At 67.0% G+C, this 19,378-nt stretch carries 17 protein-coding genes and 4 pseudogenes; 14 read left to right on the top strand and 7 right to left on the bottom strand.

Annotation, left to right across the window (positions count from 1 at the left end; translation table 11 throughout):
• Positions 1-229: 229 nt before the first annotated feature.
• Both OHA19_RS01115 and OHA19_RS01110 read right to left on the bottom strand, forming a co-directional pair.
• A protein-coding gene (locus OHA19_RS01115) for an IS3 family transposase (RefSeq protein ID WP_331734386.1) occupies positions 230-1,434 on the bottom strand; the annotation gives its coding sequence in 2 pieces (ribosomal slippage) (positions 230-1,143 and positions 1,143-1,434; 1,206 coding nt in all).
• Between the two features lie 14 nt (positions 1,435-1,448).
• Positions 1,449-1,994, bottom strand: coding sequence for a hypothetical protein (locus OHA19_RS01110; RefSeq protein ID WP_405720860.1), 546 nt, complete (start codon positions 1,992-1,994; stop codon positions 1,449-1,451).
• A 482-nt stretch (positions 1,995-2,476) separates the two neighbouring features.
• Here OHA19_RS01110 and OHA19_RS01105 point away from each other — a divergent pair, with 482 nt between their 5' ends.
• A complete protein-coding gene (locus OHA19_RS01105; protein WP_405720862.1) occupies positions 2,477-3,454 on the top strand; it encodes a tyrosine-type recombinase/integrase in 978 nt (325 codons plus the stop codon).
• 142 nt (positions 3,455-3,596) lie between these two features.
• Here OHA19_RS01105 and OHA19_RS01100 read toward each other — a convergent pair whose 3' ends face one another.
• A complete protein-coding gene (locus tag OHA19_RS01100; protein ID WP_405720864.1) occupies positions 3,597-4,571 on the bottom strand; it encodes a DMT family transporter in 975 nt (324 codons plus the stop codon).
• On the opposite strand from OHA19_RS01100, the gene OHA19_RS01095 reads away from it, so the two are divergent.
• The gene (locus OHA19_RS01095) at positions 4,570-5,094 is read left to right on the top strand and encodes a MarR family winged helix-turn-helix transcriptional regulator (RefSeq protein WP_266773049.1); all 525 of its coding nucleotides are present in this window, start codon (positions 4,570-4,572) and stop codon (positions 5,092-5,094) included. The genes OHA19_RS01100 and OHA19_RS01095 overlap by 2 nt on opposite strands.
• 111 nt (positions 5,095-5,205) lie before the next feature.
• Here the strand turns inward: OHA19_RS01095 and OHA19_RS01090 are convergent, their stop codons facing one another.
• Complete coding sequence (locus OHA19_RS01090; RefSeq protein ID WP_405720868.1) at positions 5,206-5,973, bottom strand: IS6 family transposase; 768 nt, start codon at positions 5,971-5,973, stop codon at positions 5,206-5,208.
• A gap of 18 nt (positions 5,974-5,991) precedes the next feature.
• Here OHA19_RS01090 and OHA19_RS01085 point away from each other — a divergent pair.
• From OHA19_RS01085 to OHA19_RS01055, 7 genes and pseudogenes are all read left to right on the top strand, one after another.
• Positions 5,992-6,249: pseudogene (locus OHA19_RS01085) on the top strand (IS701 family transposase); the annotation flags it as partial.
• A gap of 451 nt (positions 6,250-6,700) precedes the next feature.
• Positions 6,701-7,144, top strand: coding sequence for a hypothetical protein (locus OHA19_RS01080; protein ID WP_405720871.1), 444 nt, complete (start codon positions 6,701-6,703; stop codon positions 7,142-7,144).
• 256 nt (positions 7,145-7,400) lie between these two features.
• Positions 7,401-8,119, top strand: a pseudogene (locus OHA19_RS01075) (IS6 family transposase).
• 117 nt (positions 8,120-8,236) lie between these two features.
• On the top strand, positions 8,237-8,578 hold the full coding sequence (locus tag OHA19_RS01070; RefSeq protein WP_405720874.1) for a DEAD/DEAH box helicase family protein: 342 nt from the start codon (positions 8,237-8,239) through the stop codon (positions 8,576-8,578).
• Positions 8,579-9,214: 636 nt separating this feature from the next.
• Positions 9,215-9,784: a transcriptional regulator gene (locus OHA19_RS01065; RefSeq protein ID WP_405749007.1), complete on the top strand. Its 570-nt coding sequence runs from the start codon at positions 9,215-9,217 to the stop codon at positions 9,782-9,784.
• 762 nt (positions 9,785-10,546) lie between these two features.
• The gene (locus OHA19_RS01060; RefSeq protein WP_385339162.1) at positions 10,547-11,071 is read left to right on the top strand and encodes a ricin-type beta-trefoil lectin domain protein; all 525 of its coding nucleotides are present in this window, start codon (positions 10,547-10,549) and stop codon (positions 11,069-11,071) included.
• A 541-nt stretch (positions 11,072-11,612) separates the two neighbouring features.
• Positions 11,613-12,794, top strand: a complete 1,182-nt coding sequence (locus OHA19_RS01055) for a PP2C family protein-serine/threonine phosphatase (RefSeq protein WP_405722154.1) — start codon at positions 11,613-11,615, stop codon at positions 12,792-12,794.
• Between the two features lie 29 nt (positions 12,795-12,823).
• Here the strand turns inward: OHA19_RS01055 and OHA19_RS01050 are convergent, their stop codons facing one another.
• From OHA19_RS01050 to OHA19_RS01040, 3 genes and pseudogenes are all read right to left on the bottom strand, one after another.
• On the bottom strand, positions 12,824-13,636 hold the full coding sequence (locus OHA19_RS01050; protein WP_405720877.1) for a helicase associated domain-containing protein: 813 nt from the start codon (positions 13,634-13,636) through the stop codon (positions 12,824-12,826).
• A 267-nt stretch (positions 13,637-13,903) separates the two neighbouring features.
• Positions 13,904-14,386: pseudogene (locus OHA19_RS01045) on the bottom strand (ATP/GTP-binding protein); the annotation flags it as partial.
• Positions 14,387-14,466: 80 nt separating this feature from the next.
• Positions 14,467-14,595: pseudogene (locus OHA19_RS01040) on the bottom strand (helix-turn-helix domain-containing protein); the annotation flags it as partial.
• 253 nt (positions 14,596-14,848) lie between these two features.
• Here OHA19_RS01040 and OHA19_RS01035 point away from each other — a divergent pair.
• The 5 genes from OHA19_RS01035 to OHA19_RS01015 all read left to right on the top strand — a co-directional run bounded on the left by OHA19_RS01035 (position 14,849) and on the right by OHA19_RS01015 (position 19,371).
• Positions 14,849-15,301 (top strand): hypothetical protein, encoded by a 453-nt coding sequence (locus OHA19_RS01035; protein ID WP_365480482.1) that lies wholly within the window; start codon positions 14,849-14,851, stop codon positions 15,299-15,301.
• An 84-nt stretch (positions 15,302-15,385) separates the two neighbouring features.
• Positions 15,386-16,180: an RICIN domain-containing protein gene (locus OHA19_RS01030; RefSeq protein ID WP_405749005.1), complete on the top strand. Its 795-nt coding sequence runs from the start codon at positions 15,386-15,388 to the stop codon at positions 16,178-16,180.
• Between the two features lie 34 nt (positions 16,181-16,214).
• Positions 16,215-16,535 (top strand): hypothetical protein, encoded by a 321-nt coding sequence (locus OHA19_RS01025; RefSeq protein ID WP_405720883.1) that lies wholly within the window; start codon positions 16,215-16,217, stop codon positions 16,533-16,535.
• 112 nt (positions 16,536-16,647) lie between these two features.
• Complete coding sequence (locus OHA19_RS01020) at positions 16,648-17,400, top strand: transposase family protein (protein WP_405749003.1); 753 nt, start codon at positions 16,648-16,650, stop codon at positions 17,398-17,400.
• A 954-nt stretch (positions 17,401-18,354) separates the two neighbouring features.
• Positions 18,355-19,371, top strand: a complete 1,017-nt coding sequence (locus OHA19_RS01015; protein ID WP_405720893.1) for a hypothetical protein — start codon at positions 18,355-18,357, stop codon at positions 19,369-19,371.
• Positions 19,372-19,378 lie beyond the last annotated feature (7 nt).

Here is a 19,378-nt window from a genome sequence, read left to right as displayed (position 1 = left end):
CGAAGAGATCGGCGAACGCCCTCGAAAACGGCCTCGCCGCCCGCCCCACCTCTGCGAGGGCGTGAAGGACGAGACGCAGTTCGGTGTCGTCCAGAACGTGAACGCCGTGCAGCAGATCGATCGCCCGCTTACCTATCAGGGACGCCGCGACCTGAAGCATGGCGGATTCGCTGGACGATGCCTTGGGCCAGTTCCCGGCAGGGCCTTGACCCCGAATCCTGAACACGGTTTAGGCGGCTGGTGCCAGCGTAGTTGGTGTGTGGTGGAGGGTGTTCTCGAAGGCGATCGGTGATTGTTGTCCGAGGCGGGAGTGTCGGCGCCGGGTGTTGTAGCGGTGGAGCCATCTGAAGGCGTCGAGTCGGGCTTCGCTCTCGTCTGGCCAGCTCTTTCGCCCTTGGAGAGTTTCGCGTTTGAAGGTCGCGTTGAAGGACTCGGCGAGTGCGTTGTCCGCGCTGGAGCCGACCGCGCTCATGCTCTGCCGAACCCCTGCTGACCTGCAGGCTTCGGCGAAGGACCTGCTCGTGTATTGGGCTCCGTGGTCGGTGTGCATGATCGATCCGGCGAGGCTGCCTCGGGTGCGGACGGCTGCGGCCAGGGCGTCGGTGACGAGGTCCGCACGCATGTGGTCGGCGATCGCCCAGCCAGCCAGACGTCGCGATGCGAGGTCGATGACGGTGGCCAGGTAGCAGAACTTCCCGCCGTCGATGGGCAGGTAGGTGATGTCGCCGACGTATTTCGTGTTCGTAGCGGCGGCGGTGAAGTCGCGGCCGATCAGGTCGGGCGCCCTGGCCGCGGCCGGGTCGGGAACGGTGGTGCGGTGCCGGCGGCGCAACCGGACCCCTTCGATCCCGAACGTCCGCATGATCCTCGCGACCCGCTTGTGATTGACCGCCTCACCGCTCGTCTCGCGGAGCTCGGCGGTGATCCTCGGGGCTCCGTAGGTGCCGTCCGATTCCTGGTGCACCGCCCGTATCCGGGCGGCCAGCCTCGCCTCGGCCGCCTGCCGGGCAGCCCGGTCCACAGCCGTCCGGCGCCAGTAGTAGAAACTCGAGCGGGCAACGCCGAGGATGCTGCACAGCCGCTTCACGCCATAGCGGCGCTGGAGGTCGGCGACACACTGGAAGCGGTTCACCAGCGCGTCTCCCCGGCGAAATACTTCGCCGCCTTCCGCAGGATCTCGCGTTCCTCCTCCAACTCGCGGACCTTCTTGCGCAGGGCTGCGTTCTCCGCCTCCAGCGGGGTCGGAGGCTGGGCCGGTTCCTGCGTCCGGCGTCCCCGGGGCCGACTCACCCCGGCCGCCCTCACCCAGTTCCGCAGTGTTTCAGGGTTGATCCCCAGATCGGCGGCGACCGACCTGATCGTCGCCTCCGGCCGCGACTCGTACAGCGCGACCGCATCCGCCTTGAACTCCGGCGGGTAGTTTTTCATGACCACGAGATGTCCGTTTCTCAGATCCTCAGGATCCAGTGTCTCGTGTGTCCAACATCAGGGGTCAAGGCCCAGCCCTTGCGGCCGAAGGCCCGGATGCGGGCCACCTCGTCGTCGCAGTGGGCGAAGAAGGCATGTAGCTCGGCCTTGGTGAAGGCGCGCTTCTTCGCATCGGACTCGTTGTCCTGGACGTGTACCGCGGTGTTCCACTCGTGCACGATCTGGACTGGATGGGAGCCGAACCGCTCTTCACACGTGGTGGCCCACTCGTAGAGGGGGTCGGTAGCGAAGTGGCAGAAGGAGCGGATGGCTTCGGAGTACGAGCGGATCGTCGAACGCTTCAGATCACGCAATGAGCGCAGATCACCGAGCCATTCGTCCACCATGGCCGGCGTCCACTGCCACGGGAAGGCGTTCACGTAGGCGGTGAACGCCTTCACCGTGTTCTCCCGACCTTCGACAGTCGAGCGGGCCAGGTTCCGTGCGAGCTGCTGATTGGCGAATCCGCCCAGCATCGCGGAGAAGACCTGTTCCTCCGGCCGCAGCAGTGCGATGCCGTCTGTCAAGTGCAGTCTCGCCGCCCCCGGGACGGGCCCGTTGAACCTCACTGTCCACCACTCTCCGTAGCTCGCATCCAATGCGAGAAAACCGCATCGGATGCGAGTCGGCGGCGAAACCGCAGGCCGTCCATCCGGACGAGTGACAGTGGCTGGCCAGCAGGCCTCGCCAGCCGCTACCGTCGCGCGACGCAACAGAGCCGGACGTCCCTGCTCAGCGAGGTGTCGTCCGCCTTCGCCGGCGTCGCCACATCAACTGTCGCCAGCTCGCATCCGATGCAATTGGCGGCGCTTGGAACATCGGAACGAAAACCGGCGCTAAGCCTCGATCGGCCCTGGTGGGCGGCTGACGGATCGTCGGCGGCCGGACCCGTCTGAAGTCTTCCCGCAGATAACGCCCTATTATCTGTGGCACAACCGATCATGACCTGCGGTGACGTTCTCGGGGCTGTGCGCGAAGCGGCCCCGTTATCTGCGGCAAGGGGGAAGCGGTGCCGACCGTCGTACGACTGCCCGCCGGGAAGGCGTTGACCGTACGGAGCGCGGCGGACGCGTTCCTCGACTCGCTCGACAACGCAAACACCCTCCAGTCGTACGGAATCGGCGTCGGCAAGACCGCCGAACACCTCGGCGAGGTCCGGCCGCTCGCCTCGGTCGCGGACGACGAGATCGGCGGCGCCCTCGAACAGCTGTGGGGCGAGGCGGCGGTCAACACCTGGAACGCCCGCCGGGCGTCGGTGCTGTCGTGGCTGGGCTGGTGTGCCGAGCGCGGGTACGACGGCCCGGCGGTCCCGGCCTGGGTGAAGCGGATGACCCCGCCGGACTCCGAGACCCCGGCCCGCTCGAAGATGGCGGTCGACCGGCTGATCGCCCGCCGCGAGGTCCACCTGAGGGAGAAGACGCTGTGGCGGATGCTCTACGAAACCGTCGCCCGGTCGGAGGAGATCCTCGGCGTCAACATCGAGGAGCTGGACCTCGCCGCCCGCAGGGCCCCGGTGAAGGCCAAGGGCGCGAAGCCGCGTACCCGCCGCCGCGGCGCCCCGCGCGAGGACTACGTCATGGAGCCCGTGTACTGGGACGCCGGCACCGCCCGTCTGCTGCCCCGGCTGATCAAGGGCCGTACGCGGGGGCCGGTGTTCGTCACCCACCGCAAGCCGGGCCCCGGCAAGGTCCTCGCGCCGCGTGACGTGTGCCCGAACACCGGGCTGGTCCGGCTGTCGTACGGCCAGGCCCGCGCCCTGCTGGATGCGCACACGGCCGTCGGCGGAGTGCCGGACACCGGGTGGGACCTGCACGAATACCGGCATTCCGGGCTCACGCACCTCGGCGAGGCCGGGGCCAGCCTGCCGATGCTCATGGCGAAGTCGCGGCACAAGAAGCCGGAGAACGTTCGGCGCTATTTCCACCCCTCGGCGGAGGCGATCGCCGAAGTCACCAGTCTGCTCGCGCCCGGCGACAGCAGACGGTGAACCCAACACCGCTGGCCGATGGGATCGTTGGTCGGGCCGGGATGGAGGACAGATCGATCCGTGACGGCGGCACCCCTCCCCACCTGCTCACTCATCCCGGCCGACTATCGGCGCCGCTCCCTGCTCCCGTGTCCCCTGACCCTCACAGGGGATTGCAGGTGGAGGACTCGCGGGCGGGACGCTTGTCGGGTGCAGGTTGGAGAGGAGTCCGACTGCCGCCGCGTCGTCCTGCGCGTTTGGGCCGTCCCAGGACGACTCCGGTCAGGACGAGCGCCAGCCCGCACAGCTGCTGGGCTGTCAGCACCTCTCCGGCGACCGCCGTGCCGAGCAGGACACCTGTGACGGGGTTGAGGAGCCCGACAAGGCCCACGGTCCCCGCGGGCAGGTGCCGTAGCCCGGTGAACCAGGCGGCGAAGGCCAGCGCGGTGGCGACGAGGGTGACGTAGCCGAACGCGAGGAGCGCCGGTGTGGAGAGTGCGGGCGGAGGGCCCTCCACGGCTGCGGCGACCGGCAGCAGGAACAGTCCTCCGGCGGTGAGCTGCCAGGCGGTCGAGGCGAGCACATCGGTACCGGCGTTCCACCGCTTGGTCAGGATGTGGCCAAAGGACGACACGAGCATGGCCGCGGCCGAGGCGAGGACTCCCGGCACGCTCACTCCTCCCGTTCCCGTGAGCAGCATGAGGCAGACCCCGCCGAGCCCGATCGCGGCGCCGGCCAGGTGTGCGATGCCGGGCCGCTCGGAGACGAGTGCCCAGGCGATGAGCATCATCGCCAGCGGGGACACCGCCATGACGGTTGAGGCGATGCTCGTCGGCAGTAGCTGGGAGGCGGCGTAGACGAGCACGAAGAACACGCTTACGTTGAGCAGCCCGAGCACCGCGGACCGCCACCACCACGCACCGCGCGGTCGCTGCCTGCACAGCCCCAGCAGGACGAGACCGGCGGGCAGCGCTCGCAGAGCCGCCCCGTAGAGGGGGCTGTCGGGCGGCAGGAATTCATGGGTGACGTAATAGTTGGCGCCCCAGGCCACCGGTGCGACAGCGGTCAGGGCCACCCACCGTAGATTAGCTTCCACGGAAGACAATATAGCTTCCCGGGAAGGTATCGTGGTGTGCATGGACGACCCGCAACCGCTGGACCGCGTGGCCCGCATCCAGACCGACTGGCGCCGCGAGCGGCCCGACCTCGACATCTCCCCGCAGGGCGTGATCGGCCGGCTGCACCGCCTGGCCGACCATCTCACCGAGGAACTCTGCCTCGTCTACGGGCGCTACGGACTCAGCGAGGGAGAGTTCGACGTCCTGTGCGCACTGCGCCGCGCCGGTGAGCCCTATGAGCGCGCGCCCGGCGAACTCGCCGCACACACCATGGTCACCACCGGCGCGATGACGAAGCGAATCGACCGCCTGGAGCGGGCAGGACTCGTCACCCGCCGCCGTTCCGACGACGACCAGCGTGGCCGGATCGTGGCCCTCACCCAGCCCGGTCGCGAACTGATCGACCAGGCATTCACCGACCACATGCGCAACGAACGCCGCCTGCTGAGCCTGCTGACGCCCGCCGAGACCAAGGCACTCGAAGGACTGCTCACCACCTGGATCTCACACGTGGAAAATCCGCGTCCGTCCGACAGCAAGTGACCCGCCCGGCGCTGGGAGGCCGAGCGGGTACGGGGGCTCTGTCACGTTGTTGGGTGTGTGAGTGTCTGATGGGGCGTCGGGGTGTGGTGGGCTTGCGTTTCGGGCCTGGGGTCAGGCCGTGGTGGGCCGGCTTGCAGCGCCGGTGATCTGGTCCCAGATGGCGAAGCGGGTGGTCATCTCGGCGCGGTAGTGGGCGGCGGTCATCAGGTGGCGGCGGGGCCGGAAGTGGGGTGAGATGCCGCTGAACGCGGACAGGAACCGCTGTGCTCCACCGATGCTGCGGAATCCCTTCATCGCGCGTTCGCGCTGGCGGGTGGGCTGGTGGCTGTTCTCGGCCCGGTTGTTCAGGCCCTTGTGGGAGCGGTGCTCGGCCGAGGGCATCACCTCGCGGTGGGCCGCCCCGTAGGAGCGCAGCTTGTCCGTGACGACTACCCTCGGCACCGAGCAGGTCGTCTTCAGCAGGCGGCGGAAGACGCGCCTGGCCGCAGCGGTGTCCCGCCGGTTCTGGACCAGGATGTCGAGCACGTTGCCGTCGGCGTCGACGGCTCGCCACAGGTACTTCTGCTCTCCGTTGATTTTGATGAAGACCTCGTCCAGGTGCCACTTGTCGCCGGGCCGGGGTCGCCGGCGGCGCAGGCCGTTGGCGTAGGCCTGGCCGAACTTCGCGCACCAGCGGCGGACGGTCTCGTGGGAGACGATCACGCCGCGCTCGAGCATCAGTTCCTCGACCTCGCGGAAACTGAGCGGGAAGCGGAAGTACAGCCACACGCAGTGGGAGATGATCTCCACCGGGTACCGGTGCCCCTTGTACGACGGCGACGCGCTCCCCACGGACGATCCCCCTCCACCATGATCAACTCGAAGATCCTCCCACGCCATTCGCCAACGTGACAGTGCCTCGAGGAATGCTTCCAGAGCGCGAAGAACGAATGCGGCCTGGACCAGTACGAAGTCCGCCGCTACGTGGGCTGGTACCGGCACATCACACTCGCCATGCTCGCGCACGCTTTCCTCGCTGTCCTGGCCAGCCAGGAACGAGAAAAGGGGGCAGTGAGCGGGACACACCCGACCTCGTGGACCTCACACCGGCCGAGATTCGACGTCTGCTGGCAGTTGGACCCTACCGCCGTGCTCCGGACCGCGACCACGCGATGACGTGGTCCCACTGGCGTCGCCGCCACCAAGCACGCGCCCGCCGTTGCCACTACAGGCAGCGCGGCCATGCCTTCGTGGGACGGCCCGGCAAAGACCGCCCCACCCCCATTCCAGCCCGCTACACTCCCCACACCCAAGCCGCTGACCAGCACGAATGAAGAAGTCCGGCTGGAGTATTAGCCATCTGGGACCAGATCACCGGCGCTGCCCGCCAGCCCACCACGGCCTGAACAAAGGCCCAAAACCCGACACCACCATGCCCCGACACACCGTCAGACACCCACACACCCAACAACGTGACAACGCCTCCTGGACAGCTTGATCTTCACCTTGGCGAGTTTCAACTGACATTCATGGAGGCTAGGAGCGATTTGATGCCATCATCAGCGCCGATTATTCAGCTTGTTACCGCTGATCCCGTGTTAAACGCGATCATTCAAGGGAGGCCGCAATGACGCGGCTTGCTGGGTTGCTCGATATGGCGCGCGCGGATCTTGAAGAGTCGCCGAAGAATGCGCTCGGTGAAGAACGGGACTCGCGCTGGCGCGGGCGGCGCATTGTCCGGGTCGGTTCGGCTTGGCATCTAGGTGTTCTCCTGCTGACTGAGGACGCAGTCTTTGCCACTGCGGACGTGCTCAAGGTCGTCCAACCTGACAGGCGCGGCCAAATATCGGAGGCCGCACAGCAGCGGGCAGAGCTCATTCGCCGCTGTCTTCTCGGAGGATTCCGCGTGGGAGAGATCGTCCATGTCGGCTGGGAGGCTATCGATCTTGATGAGGGTGGTGGTCCACTGAAGATGCACGATGGCGTTCCGTTCGTGCAATTGAGCAGCACAGGAAGGTCCCTTCCTGCGGAATCATATCTCGCCGAGCAAGTTGCGATCCTGCGGCAGTAGTGGGTGCTCAGCCATCCTGAAGTCAACGCTCCGTCCATTTGTGCTCAGCGGGCGCACCTAACTTGACTCTGTCGGGGATCTTGGAGTTTCTCGGTGCGCCAGCGTGATCAGCGGGCATGCTCGAGGCTGTTTCGCAGGCCGATGCAATGTTGAGGTGCCCGTTGTCGCTCCGTCCCCGTTCCGGTGGGGACTGTCCACATTGACGGTCGGGCTGGGATGATCTCCGGGTTGGTGGGTCCGGGGAGGGGAGCCGATCATGCCTTCCACTGCACCGTCGTACAAAGGCCACCGGGCCCGGTGGAGGTCATCTCGCACTGCGTGTGGCTGTACTTCCGCTTCCCGCTCAGCTTCCGCGAGGTCGAGGAGCTGATGCTCGAGCGCGGAGTGATCGTCTCCTACGAGACAATCCGCCGCTGGTGTCTGAAGTTCGGTCAGGCCTATGCCAACTCGTTGCGCCGGATGTGCCCCCGGGCGGGTGACAAGTGGTATCTCGACGAGGTCTTCATCAAGATCAATGGTGAGTGGAAGTACCTGTGGCGGGCCGTGGACCAAGACGGGATGGTGCTCGGCATCCTCGTGCAGGCCCGTCGTGACAAGGCCGCGGCCAGGCGCTTCTTCCGCCGGCTCCTCGAAACGACCGGGGCGGTGCCCAGGGTGATCGTCACGGACAAACTCCGTGCCTACGGCGCAGCGCACCGTGAGGTGATGCCCTCGGTGGAACATCGCTCGCACAAGGGGTTGAACAACCGGGCGGAGAACTCCCATCAGCCGACGAGGCAGCGTGAACGCGCGATGAAAGGATTCCGCAGCATTGGCGGGGCGCAGCGGTTCCTGTCCGCGTTCACCGGGATCTCACCCCACTTCCGACCCGACCGCCACCACATGACCGCCGGCCGCCACCGCCTCGAGATGACCATCCGCTTCACTATCTGGAACCACATCACCGGCAGCACCGGCCTGCCCGCCAGGGTCTGAACAACAGCCGCCCCGGCCCCCGCTCGCCCTCAGACGATCACGCCCCCGACAACGTGACAACGCCAGAAGCACAGTTGCCCGCACCTGTCGTTTCGCACCCCGAGGTCCTTCGTCGCGATGACTACCCGCCCCACCGCAACGCCCTCTCTCCGCCCGGAAGTCCGTCGCACGCTGCGCCTCGATCAGCAGCATGCGGTGGACAGCGCGGTGCGGCATCTGAAGCGCCCGGGTTCGCGCGGTCACATCGTCTCGGCGTGCGGGACCGGGAAGACCTTGACCGCGCTGCGCACCGCCGAGGCCTTGGACACCCGCCATCTCCTGGTGGCGGTGCCGTCTTTGGACCTGATTGGTCAGTGGGCGGCCGTGGCCCGCGCTGACGCCTGGGGGGACGTCATCGGCGGCCTCGGATCCCAGTGGGGCCAGTACGAGTACGTCACCAACAGCGGCTTCGCCGCGTAGAGCGCCCCGGCGCCCGTTAGTCGCCCCGGGGCCCCCAGACCGGGGCGGTTCGCGTTCGGCCGACAGGCCGTCAGGTAGGCGCGCGTTCGCCTTCCTCTTGCGCCCGTGAGGCCCTGCCGAACGATCCAACCGTCCTGGGGGCGGAAACGGTCGAGCACGGCAGAGGCTGGCACCCCCACGACAGCGGGCACCCCCAGATACGACATCACTGCATACAGATCCATCTCTCGCCCCCCGTCGGACCGGGGCGCCTGCTGCCCCGGGCCCCTTTACGATTGCGCCGCCGCGGAGGATGCGGGAGAGGGAACGCTGTTGCCACCCACCCGGGAACGCCGCAAGTCACCCGCCACCGACGCCGAGCCGAAGCCCACCGTGGCCGTGCGCCGGCCGGAGGTGGGCCGCAGGCCCCGGGCCCGACCATGATCACGGCCCCGGCCTGGGGCACCCCTGAATTGGGGGCGCCGTCCGCCGGGCACCGGACCGACGACGAAGCACGACCAGGAGCAGCACGGAGCCGGCTCCGCGCCCGCGACTGCTGTCCGCCGAGCGGACCGAGCACGATGCGCTCCTGGGCACTGCTGACGCCGAGCAGCTGCCCGCTGATGAGCAACCAGTTCGCATGACGAGGAGGAGCAGATGCCGGAGAGGAATATCGACTTCGGGAAGTTCGGCGCCCGGGGCATCAAGGGCAGCGACGCCGTGGCACGCAAACTTGACGAGCTGGCGGACGGGATCGTCACCCCGGTCACCGCGAAGCGTGGCCTCATGGCGCGCCTGCACTACCTGACCCGGACCGACCACAGCCGCCAGGCGGCCCGCGATGCCGGGCTCACGGTCAGCGACCGCACGCTGAAGGCGTGGCTGGACGAGAAGCGCCGGCCGTCGAGCGCCAACCTGGAACGCATTGACGCCGCCTACCGCCAGGTCCGCCGCCACAACGTCGCCCGGCACCTCCTGCGACGCCTGAACTCCGCCGGCGGCACCCGGGTGGAGATCCACCCGCTCAACCAGTCACAGGTGCCGCGCCCGCTCCAGCGGCTGGTGGAGTACCGCACGATGAACGTCCGCCGCTGGGACCGCATAGTCGAGACCTGGGCATCAGGCGACCACCAGGGCCTCGACGACGCCTGGGCGAACGTCATCGTCGACCTCGGATCCCAGTGGGGCCAGTACGAGTACGTCACCAACATCGGCTTCGCCGCCTAGAACGCCCCTGTACGCGCTCTCTGAGCGCCTGCCAGTCGGGGCGACTCGCGTTAGCGGCACAGGGGGCGTACGGCGGTTTCGCTGCGTCAGGTGCCCGCCGTGCGTGCCGTGGTGACGGCCCGTTCCTGGCCGAAGGGGGCTCTCCAGAGAAGTAGTCGGCGTTCGCCGGTCTTCCGGATCACTGGTCTGACCTGCGCGTTTGTGTGATCCGGGCTCGTCGTCCGATGCGACCAGAGGCGCGACCAGGAGCGCGACTAGAGACGCGACCAGAGGTGCGTCCAGGAGCGCGACCAGAGGCGCGACCCCGACCCTGGCGAGCGGGACGCCCTGTGCGCCTCGGGATTTGGCGGCCGGCCAGTCCCCTTACGCGTCGGCGGGGCCGCGCGGTCGCTCGTTGTGGTGACGCGTCTGCTGGTCTCGCGATGCGGGGTAGGGCCGCGCGCGCGGCTGTTTCGAACTGCGGGGCGAGTCCACACCGCCATGTGCGGGTTCGCCAGCGGGCCTGCACAGGCCGGAACGGCCCGCCGGGGCGCGAAGCCGCCCACCCTCCCCGTCACGACGGTCGACGGCCCTGCTCTGCCGGAGGCGTCACCGTGAGCTGCTTTTCGCTCCCACGGGTGGGTGATCATCTTCGCTCTAACGGAGGCTGTCTGGAGCTATCCGCTACCGGCGGCCGAACCGGGGCATCCAGGATGCGTGGGCACCGACTGCTGGTCTCGTGACGGTGCTCTCGCTTCCCCATCAACGATTGGGATTGTGCTCATGGCTTCGCTCCTCTCTCCTCGCTGTCTCGGCTCCGTCACTGGCGCGGCGCTGCTGCTCGCCCTCGGCGCGGGTGTGCCGTCCTCCGCGGCGGCTCCCGCGTCCCGGGCTGCCCATGAGGTGTGCCTGGACGTGGGCAACACCCGCAACAACGGTGACCAGGTACGCCTCTGGAAGTGTGCCGGCCACAAGAACCAGCGGTTCGTGATCACCAATGGACAGATCAAGGTTGAAGACACGATCGGCGACGCCAAGGAGATGTGCCTGGACGCCGGCAACACCCGCAACAACGGCGACAGGACCAAGATCTGGGAGTGTGGCGGCACCAACACAAACCAGAAGTGGATCGTCCGCAACGCGCAGATCGTGCTCGCCGACACGATGGGCAAGAGCCGGGAGATGTGCCTGGACGCCGGCAACACCCGCAACAACGGTGACCAGGTACGCATCTGGCAGTGCGTCAACCACACCAACCAGAAGTGGGTCATCCAGCAGGGCTACATCAAGGTCGCGGACACGATCTGACCGGATCCTCAGCCGCCTCGGCCCTGGCATCCCTTCCCAGGACCGAGGCCCGGTGGGCAGTCCGGCGCTCCTTGGCTCCGCCAGATTCCATCCCGGAGCGGAAGGCGACCCGGCGTCGTGGAGGCACACCGCCGTGCCGGGCGTGCTCTCTCTCCAGCGCTGTACGGACCACCGTTGCGCACGGGCCGTCGAAGAGGTCGGCGAGTCGGGCATCGCCCTGCGGCCTCACCGCGATGCGGAGTTCGGCCGACTCGATCGCGGGCTCACGCAGGAGCACCACAAGCTCCAGGAGCGGCTCGAAGGCGCCCGCTCCGACCTCCGATTCGCAGGGAAACGCATCGCCGCTGCGGCTTTTAGGGCGTCTTGTTGCGTTTCGGGGTGTTGATCGCGCCTGGACGAGGCCGGAGCGGTCTTTACTGTGACTGGTCACAGATTGACGCTCCCCGTGGCGGTTCCCAAGCTGATATGAGGGGTGCTGGTAGGGAGCGTGGTCGTGGGTGCTGAGCACAGCGAACTTGCCCGGTTGCTGGCGGCTGCGGAGATGGCGGCGCCGGTGGAGGCCGTCGAAGTGGTCGCGGAGGACCTGCGGCGGCGTTTCAAAGCTACGAAGGTCTCGTTCCTCATCGTGGACCTGACGGGGAAGGCGGTGGCGCGGCTGCCCGTCGCCGGCACCCTGGGGCGGGAAGCGGAGCGGGTCCCCCTGTCCGGCAGCGTCTACGAGCAGGTGATCCGTACCCAGCGGCTGTATCAGAAGGCGACCGGTCAGGAACAGCGGGTGATCGCGCCGGTCACCAACCGAGGGGATGCCATCGGGCTGCTGGAACTGTTCCTGCCGGCCGACCCCGGCGAGGACTTCCTCGATGCGATCAGGGAAGCCGCCCACATCCTGGCCTACATCGTGATCGCCAACGGGCGGTTCACCGACCTCTACGCCTGGGGCAAACGCCCCAGGCATTCCACCCTGGCCGCAGAAATCCAGTACCAACTGCTGCCCATGTCACTGTCGTGCGAGGCAGCACAGTTCACACTGTGCGGGAGCCTGGAACCCTCCGAAGACCTCAGCGGCGACACCTTCGACTACGCCCTGGACCGCGACACCCTGCACCTGTCGGTGACCGACCCCATGGGCCACAACATCGACGCCGCCCTGGCCGCCACGGTCCTGGTGAGCGCCCTGCGCAGCGCCCGCCGCGCAGGAGCCGACCTGGCCGAGCAAGCCCACCGGGCCGACCAGGCCTTGGCCGACCACGCCCACGGCCACGCCACCGGGCAGCTACTGCGCATCAACCTCCACACCGGCCAGGCCCAGCTCGTCAACGCTGGCCACCCCTGGCCCCTGCGCATGCGCGAGGGGGCTCCGGAGGTGATCACCTGCGAGGTGGACCACCCCTTCGGCCTGTCCCTGCCCGCCCCCCACCCCTACCGCGTCCAGGACATTGATCTGCGCCCCGGCGACCGTCTGCTCATGCTGACCGACGGCATGCTCGAACGTCATGGGGAGAACGTCGACCTGTCCGCCCTGGTGGAGCGCACCCGGGACCTGCATCCGAGGGAGACCGCACTGACGCTGACGTCCGCGGTCTTGGACGCCGCTGGCGGCCGGCTCGAAGACGATGCCACCGTGATGTGCCTGGACTGGCACGGCCCCCAGGAGACCCAGCGGCAAGATGCCGGCTCCGGCGCGGACACTCAGCAAGCCTCAGCAGGCCGCACGAAGTCATAGCCGTGACCAGGGCGCTCTCCTGGACGGTTTCAGGCGGCCGGCGAGTACCTCTCGCTCTGGACGACGACGTCGCCCGCTGCGTCCGGGAGTGTGCCGCCGGCCTGGATGTGGTTCTGGACGAGCCGGTAGCAGCGCTGCCACCCGGTGTCCCATACCGGGCACCAGCCCGGATCGATCGCGTCCAGCTCCTCCTGCCGCGCCTGGGACATCGCCCCGGCCGCCGACCGCACGGGACGGCCGGCCGCGCGCAGTTCCTCGTTCTCCCGCGCCCTGCGGGCTGCCGCGCGGGCGTTCTTCGCCCACACCCCGATCGGATGCCCGTCCCAGACTGCAGTGGTCGGGGGGAGGAAGTGGCCGTGGGCTGCGGCGTATTCCTTGGCGACGGCGATTCCGTCCGCCCAGGCCGCGTCCTGTTCGGACCACACCATCCCGAGCTTTTCGAGCTCGGCGACCCGCCCGGCCTCCAGTGTCCCGGCCGTGTAGGCGCGGCGCTGGTCGGCGATCCACTGCCCGAGTGGGTATCCGCCGACGCCGCCCCAGCTCTCCGGGGTAACGACGGTGTACGGCACCCGCAGCACGGTGTTCCCGGTCTCGCGCAACCACCGCCCGGCCGCCTCGATCCCACGCCGCCAGTACGCCCCTTCCGGGTCGATGACCCGCAGCCGCACGAACTGCGCCAGCACGGCCGGGTCGCGTTCCTCACTGAACCGCAGCACCCCGGCCGCCGCCCCACTCACCCGCACCTCCGCCCCGTCTCCGTCCCCGTCCTCCAGGACGTCCTCGGCGTCATCGCCGTCGTGCTCCTGGTCCTGGTCGTCGATGTCCTCCCGGCCGCTGCGCACGCGGGGATCGGCCAGCGCCTCGATCGTGTTGTCGTTTCGTGGGGTGTAGTTGAGGTACGGGGAGGGGTGTGTGCTGGGGATATCCGGGATTGGTTGAGACTGTGTGAGCGTGGGTTCGCGGGGGCGTAGGTCTGCTGGTCTGGGGATGTCTCTTCTTCGTTGAGATCACCTTGGCGTTCCTCAGATAGCGTCAACTCCTAAAGGCCCAGGTGTGTTTTCCCTGGTCACAGCCTTCTGCATCGACCGCTGGGCAGAAAAGGAGAGGGGCTACCGGCGGGGTGCGCGGGACCCGTTCGGGGCGGGGCGGCGCTGGGTTTCGGCGAGGTGGTCCAGGCGGACCTGGTCCAGGGACGCCTTGGTGATGCGTTCGGTGCCGTCGAGGATGCTCGTGATCGCGGCTTGGCGGATCAGCCGGGTCAGGCTCCCGATCCGTCCCGCGGTCCTTTGGCGGAGGTAGGCGGCGTGGCGGGGGAGTGTCCCGGCCCGGTGCGCGCGGAGATCGAGTGCGGCCTCTACGCCCGCGATCAGTTCTCTGAAGGGTTCGCGTGTGCCGAGGCGTGCCGGGAACGCCCCGCATTCCACGAGGGAAGCCCGCCCGGCGAGCTGGGCCCCGCGCACACCGCTGAACAACGCGGTGGTGGTGACGTCGATGCCCGCGTACACGAACGTCGCACCGATACGTTCGGTGAGGTCTTTGAGCAGGTCGGTGGTTTCCGCGCCGGTGGTGGTGCGGGGGTTGAGCCGGTGGATCCCTGATGGCCCGACGGGCAGGAGGGCGTCCCGTCGGGCGGGGACGGTGCGTTCAGCCGGAATCCGGCGGCGAGCAGGTCGTCTACCGGGATCAGCCAGCCCTGCGCGGAATCCTGTACCGCGCCAGGCAGATCGCCCGCCTCACGGCGGCGGCGGATAGTCGTGCGGCTGACGCCACACGCGGTGGCGGCCTCCCGCTGGGTCAGCATCGGACGCTTGCTCATGCGCCCATCCTCGCTGTACCTGTGCCCAGCGCCAGACCACCCCTGCTCGCCCGCCTGTCGCAGCCGCGCGACGGAGCGCCGTTCATGCCGTGAGGGGCCTTGGAGTAGGGCGGTGCCGAATGCACGTTTCGGCCTTGCCCGAAATTGCTTTTCCTCCGTTCTCCGACGCGGCAACATGGACGCGTCAACGGGGAAAGGCGCCGGCCCCTTAACTGCGGTGCGGAACACGGGAATACACATGCATACGACCCGGAAGATTCTCGTCGGCATGGGGGCCGCCGCCCTGCTCGCGACCGGCGGCATGAGCGCATCCGCGGCCGATGGTGCTCCCGGAGCGAATCCGGCTCAGGACGGTCATGCCTCAGCGTCAGCCGACGCGACGGTCGCAGCCCTGGGATCCCCGCCTGAAACGACGGCCTCCCAGGAAGCCATCGGTGTGAAGGGAATGTGCCCGGGTGACCGGTGGGCCAGGGTGGCCGAGGCGGACAAGAACAACATGAATCTGAAGAAGAACTACTACAACGCCTCTTCCACTCTCGTGACCCTGAGTGCCGGAACGATCATGAGCTACTACGGCAACGACAGAAACAGCTACGGAAATCTCTGGCACCACGTGCAGTACTCCAACAGAGAGAACGACTGGTGCGGCTGGGTGTCGGACAACTGGGTCAAGGTGTACGTCCCGGGCTGAGCCGGCCGGTCCCGAACAACAAGCGCTGGCTCTGTCGCTGAGCAGGACGGTTCGCATACGAACCACCCCGACGAAATCGCTCCTGTGCCGCTTCCCCCGCCCCCTGGCCGTGACACCAAGCGGCGGCGACTCGTCCTCTCCCTGATCGCGGTCGGTGTCGTGGTCGTCTCCCTCGCTGTCTATGCCGGCACTCAGCTGCCCGGCGACCAGGACGACCACAAGGACAACGCGGACGGCAAGCCGGACCAGGCGTCCACCCTCAGGCCTTCAACGGACGGCTCTGCCTCACCGGGCCGTTCTCCCCGCACCTCCGTCACAGCAACACCCCACCAATCCGCAGGCGGCAGCTCCACAGCCAGCGGCGGCTCCACAGGCGGCGGCAACTCGTCGAATGGCGGTAGCTCGTCGAACAGCGGCGGGGCCGGCACGGACCCCACCAAAGGCGCAGCTGGCGGGTCGGGTGACGCGGGCAGCTCCCACGGAAGCAATGGTTCCAGTGGGGCGTCGAACCCGGCGACACCGCCCGCGTCCAGCGGCCGCTTCCGGCTCAGGGACGTCGGCTACGGCAAGTGCCTGGCCGTGTCCTACAGCGTCGTGTTCGACACCTGCGCGGACACCCCGGCGACCAACTGGACCGCAAAGGCCGGTTCGGACGGTTCCTACATGCTGTACAACGAGTCCGCCGATCAATGCCTGCATGTCGGCATCAATCAGCTGTCCATGGCCGACTGCGGCTCCAGCGGCCAGAGCTGGCGCACGGGTACCAGCAGCACCGTCGTGAACCTGGACAGCAGCCTGTGTCTTGAGGAGAGGTCCGGCTGGCCGGTCATGGGGTCCTGCGAGCCGTCGAAGTCGACTCAGCACTGGGCGAAGGAGTGATCGTGCTCGATGACCTGGGAAGAGGGTGACAATGATGGGATCGGCCGAGGAGGTCAAGCCGCATTTGACCATGTATGTGGGGGGAGTCCCGGTTGGTCGCCTGTACGTCATCACCCCCGACATGTTCTGGAACAAGTGCAGGTTCGAGCCTCTAGATGCCTGGGAATCTGTCCGGCCCTTGTTTGAACAGCACGAGGAGGCCGCGAAACAAGGATTCCCTATCGACAAGATTGCAGCCACAAAGGAAATACTCGATCGGGGGGTGGAACTACACCCATCGCCACCCGAAGCGGGGCCGCCGTTCAAGCCCTTTATGGTCTACGTTGACGGCGAAACAGCCAAGTACCGTCACTGAGCCGTTTCCAACCTGACGGGTGGTCGGATGGGTGACCCCGGCGGCGGGCGTGAAGAAAGCTCCTGGTAGACGGGTTCACGACCAAGATCACCAGTCCGCCAGGAGCTTCCGCGTGCTTGTCTACCCGTCCGGCATTGATCTGTCCAGCCGCGCCCTGCAACACCTCTCCGGTCTCCTCGCAGGTCACCGCCGCCGGATCGGCTCCCGGTGGCGTCGCCTCACCTGTGGCCGGCAGGCCCTGCTCGTCCTGGCACACCTGCGCTGCGGCGACACCTACGCCCGCCTCGCAGCAGGTTTCCACGTCGGGATTGCGACGGTCTACCGGTACATACGCGAGGCCGTTGACCTCCTGGCCGCTCTCGCGCCCACGCTGGAACAGGCCATGACGGCCGTGCGGAAGAAGGCGTACGTGATCCTCGACGGCACCGTGCTGCCGATCGACCGCATTGCTGCCGACCAGCCCTACTACTCGGGGAAGAAGAAGCACCATGGGATGAACGTGCAGGTCCTCGCGGATCCAGCCGGCCGGCTGATCTGGGCCTCGGACGCGCTACCTGGAGCCATGCACGATCTGACCGCGGCCCGGACCCACGGCATTCCCGCCGCCCTGACCGCCGAAGACATCAAGTGCTGGGCGGACAAGGCGTATCAGGGCGCAGGCCCTGCTGTCCGTGTCCCGTTCCGGGGCAGGATTCTGCGCGGCTGGCGCCGGCGTCACAACCGCGATCACGCCGAGATCCGCAGCGTCGGCGAACGCGCCATGGCCACCCTCAAGTGCTGGCGGCTCCTGCGGAAGCTCCGCTGCAGCACCACCCGGATCACCGGCGTCGTCCGTGCTGTCGTCGCCCTCGAACTCGCCACCTGATCAAGATGAAAAGGCTCCTTCACTCCGGCTTCCGCGCTGACAGTGACGTTGGTATCGGACCTGAACTCCGTTGACATGCTATTCGTGACACCGACTTACCAATGATCACTTTCGCGCCTACTCCTGGGGACAATTGCCAAGCACGTGAAAGGCGCCAAGGAATCAGATATCCCCGACGCCCGACTCGAACCATGGATCACTCGCAGTAACGCGACGCACTTCGCGGGGCGTGAGGTCACCCCACCAGGGGAGTGAAGAGAATTATTCGTGGCTCTGTGGCGAAGTCTTGCCCAAGCGGCGCCGGCTGGGCCGACCATCAGCGGCCGAATCCGTGGCGCTGTACCGACGCGAGGACGGTTCGGTTCGGAGTGGGGCATGAATTGATTCGACCCGTCATTCGCCGATTGCGCGGGAGTAGACGCAGGCGGCCAAGTCGATGACCGAAGGCCAGATGTTCCATCAGCCGGACGTCCCCCCTGCTGTGGCCCTATAGTCGGCAGATAGGGATCCGGATGGGCGGAAGCCCCCCTACGTGAGTCGTGCCGACAGCTGGTGGGTGTCCGGGTCCAGCACTGTCGGCCCGCACCCGTGGGCCGACCGGTTCCCTGCACGACCGTCGTGTCGGGGTGTTCGGTCCTGCTCGGGGGGCATGAATGATTCCAGTCGTACAGCGTTTCGTGGGAGCGGTGGGGGCGGTGGTAGTCGCCGCAGCGGTAAACGTGGCCACCGGATTCCTCACTGATCACCGATCAACGGCGTGGTGGACTTCTGCGGCGGTGTTACTCGTAGTGGGGACCGTGGTGCAGTGGTGGCTCCCTGTGGCACCGGAGCAGGGCAGAAGCCAGCGGGCCGATGACAACGAGATCGACGGCAATTTGACCCAGGCGGCCACCGGGCCCACAGCGCAGGAAGCGCACCGGAACAACGTCAAGGGAGATTTCCGGCAGGACCAAAATGGGTGAGCCGCAGAGGGAACCCCGAGGGACGTTCCGTCGGCGCACAGCCCGTCAACCCGAGACCACGCAGGGCGCGGACGGCAACTACGTCGGCGGGGACCTTCGGCAGGAATTCACCATTAACGTCGGTACCGCGGCCGACGCCAAGAAGGTACTGGGCACCTCGCGTACACCGAGTCGCCGCACGGTCCTACTCGGCGGCGCCACACTTGCCGCGACGGCCGGCGCACTCGTCGCCGTACGCCTCACCGGCACGGACGGCAAGAAGGCGCAGGGCCCGAGACCGTTGAGCGATTTGTTCGCTTTCAATAATCGAGATTTTCCCCCTTTCGATAAAGCAGGGTTCACAAAACAAATCGATGCCGTAATGCAGACGCCGGATAAAAAAGACAGGTATTGGCTCTTCTCCGGGAAAAATTTCACCCTCATCCAGGTGACCCGCAAGGAGAGAAATCTCGCTGAAGTGGTGCAGAACCCAGGACCCTTGACCGACTGGAGTTCCCTCCAGGCAGTCAAGGGCGAAAGTTCTCCACCGTTCAAGAAGATCGATGCCGTGATGCAGTGGCCGGACGACCGCAACAAGTACTGGATATTCTCGGGTTCACGTTTTCTTCGCATCAACGTGGCCAACAAATGGCCCCATATGGATACCAGGATTCCGAAAGATTCGAAGCCAAGCCCGCTGAGTGGCTGGAGTTCCCTCGACAACACTTCTCCATCATTCAAGAAGATTGATGCCGTAACGAGGACGCCGGATGACGACAACGAATATTGGGTCTTCTCGGGTTCACATTACCTTCGCCTCAAAGTGAACGACGGACAGTACCATAACGATATCGTGGTACAGAAACCAAAGCCGTTGAGCGAATGGGGAGGGCTCGGCCATTACCCGAGCTTTGCGGCAGGAATCGACGCCGTGATGCAGATGCCGGACATCCCGAAGGAATATGTTGTCTTCTCGGGGCAGCAATACCTTCGCACGTCGTGGACGGGATCGGAGTGGCTGGTCAAATAGATCAGCG

The sequence above is a fragment of the Streptomyces sp. NBC_00012 genome, from assembly GCF_045040875.1.
Classification (GTDB): domain Bacteria; phylum Actinomycetota; class Actinomycetes; order Streptomycetales; family Streptomycetaceae; genus Streptomyces.
The sequence above is the reverse complement of the archived record's forward strand: the minus strand, read 5'-3'. Positions and strand labels throughout refer to the sequence as shown.

Coding starts and splice junctions, on each gene's coding strand:
- OHA19_RS01065 (WP_405749007.1), top strand. CDS start 9,215: ATGCCGGAGAGGAATATCGACTTCGGGAAGTTCGGCGCCCGGGGCATC.
- OHA19_RS01090 (WP_405720868.1), bottom strand. CDS start 5,973: ATGGCGTGGGAGGATCTTCGAGTTGATCATGGTGGAGGGGGATCGTCC.
- OHA19_RS01015 (WP_405720893.1), top strand. CDS start 18,355: ATGGGTGAGCCGCAGAGGGAACCCCGAGGGACGTTCCGTCGGCGCACA.
- OHA19_RS01055 (WP_405722154.1), top strand. CDS start 11,613: ATGGCGGCGCCGGTGGAGGCCGTCGAAGTGGTCGCGGAGGACCTGCGG.
- OHA19_RS01095 (WP_266773049.1), top strand. CDS start 4,570: ATGGACGACCCGCAACCGCTGGACCGCGTGGCCCGCATCCAGACCGAC.
- OHA19_RS01070 (WP_405720874.1), top strand. CDS start 8,237: ATGACTACCCGCCCCACCGCAACGCCCTCTCTCCGCCCGGAAGTCCGT.
- OHA19_RS01025 (WP_405720883.1), top strand. CDS start 16,215: ATGGGATCGGCCGAGGAGGTCAAGCCGCATTTGACCATGTATGTGGGG.
- OHA19_RS01060 (WP_385339162.1), top strand. CDS start 10,547: ATGGCTTCGCTCCTCTCTCCTCGCTGTCTCGGCTCCGTCACTGGCGCG.
- OHA19_RS01035 (WP_365480482.1), top strand. CDS start 14,849: ATGCATACGACCCGGAAGATTCTCGTCGGCATGGGGGCCGCCGCCCTG.
- OHA19_RS01100 (WP_405720864.1), bottom strand. CDS start 4,571: ATGCACACCACGATACCTTCCCGGGAAGCTATATTGTCTTCCGTGGAA.
- OHA19_RS01080 (WP_405720871.1), top strand. CDS start 6,701: ATGACGCGGCTTGCTGGGTTGCTCGATATGGCGCGCGCGGATCTTGAA.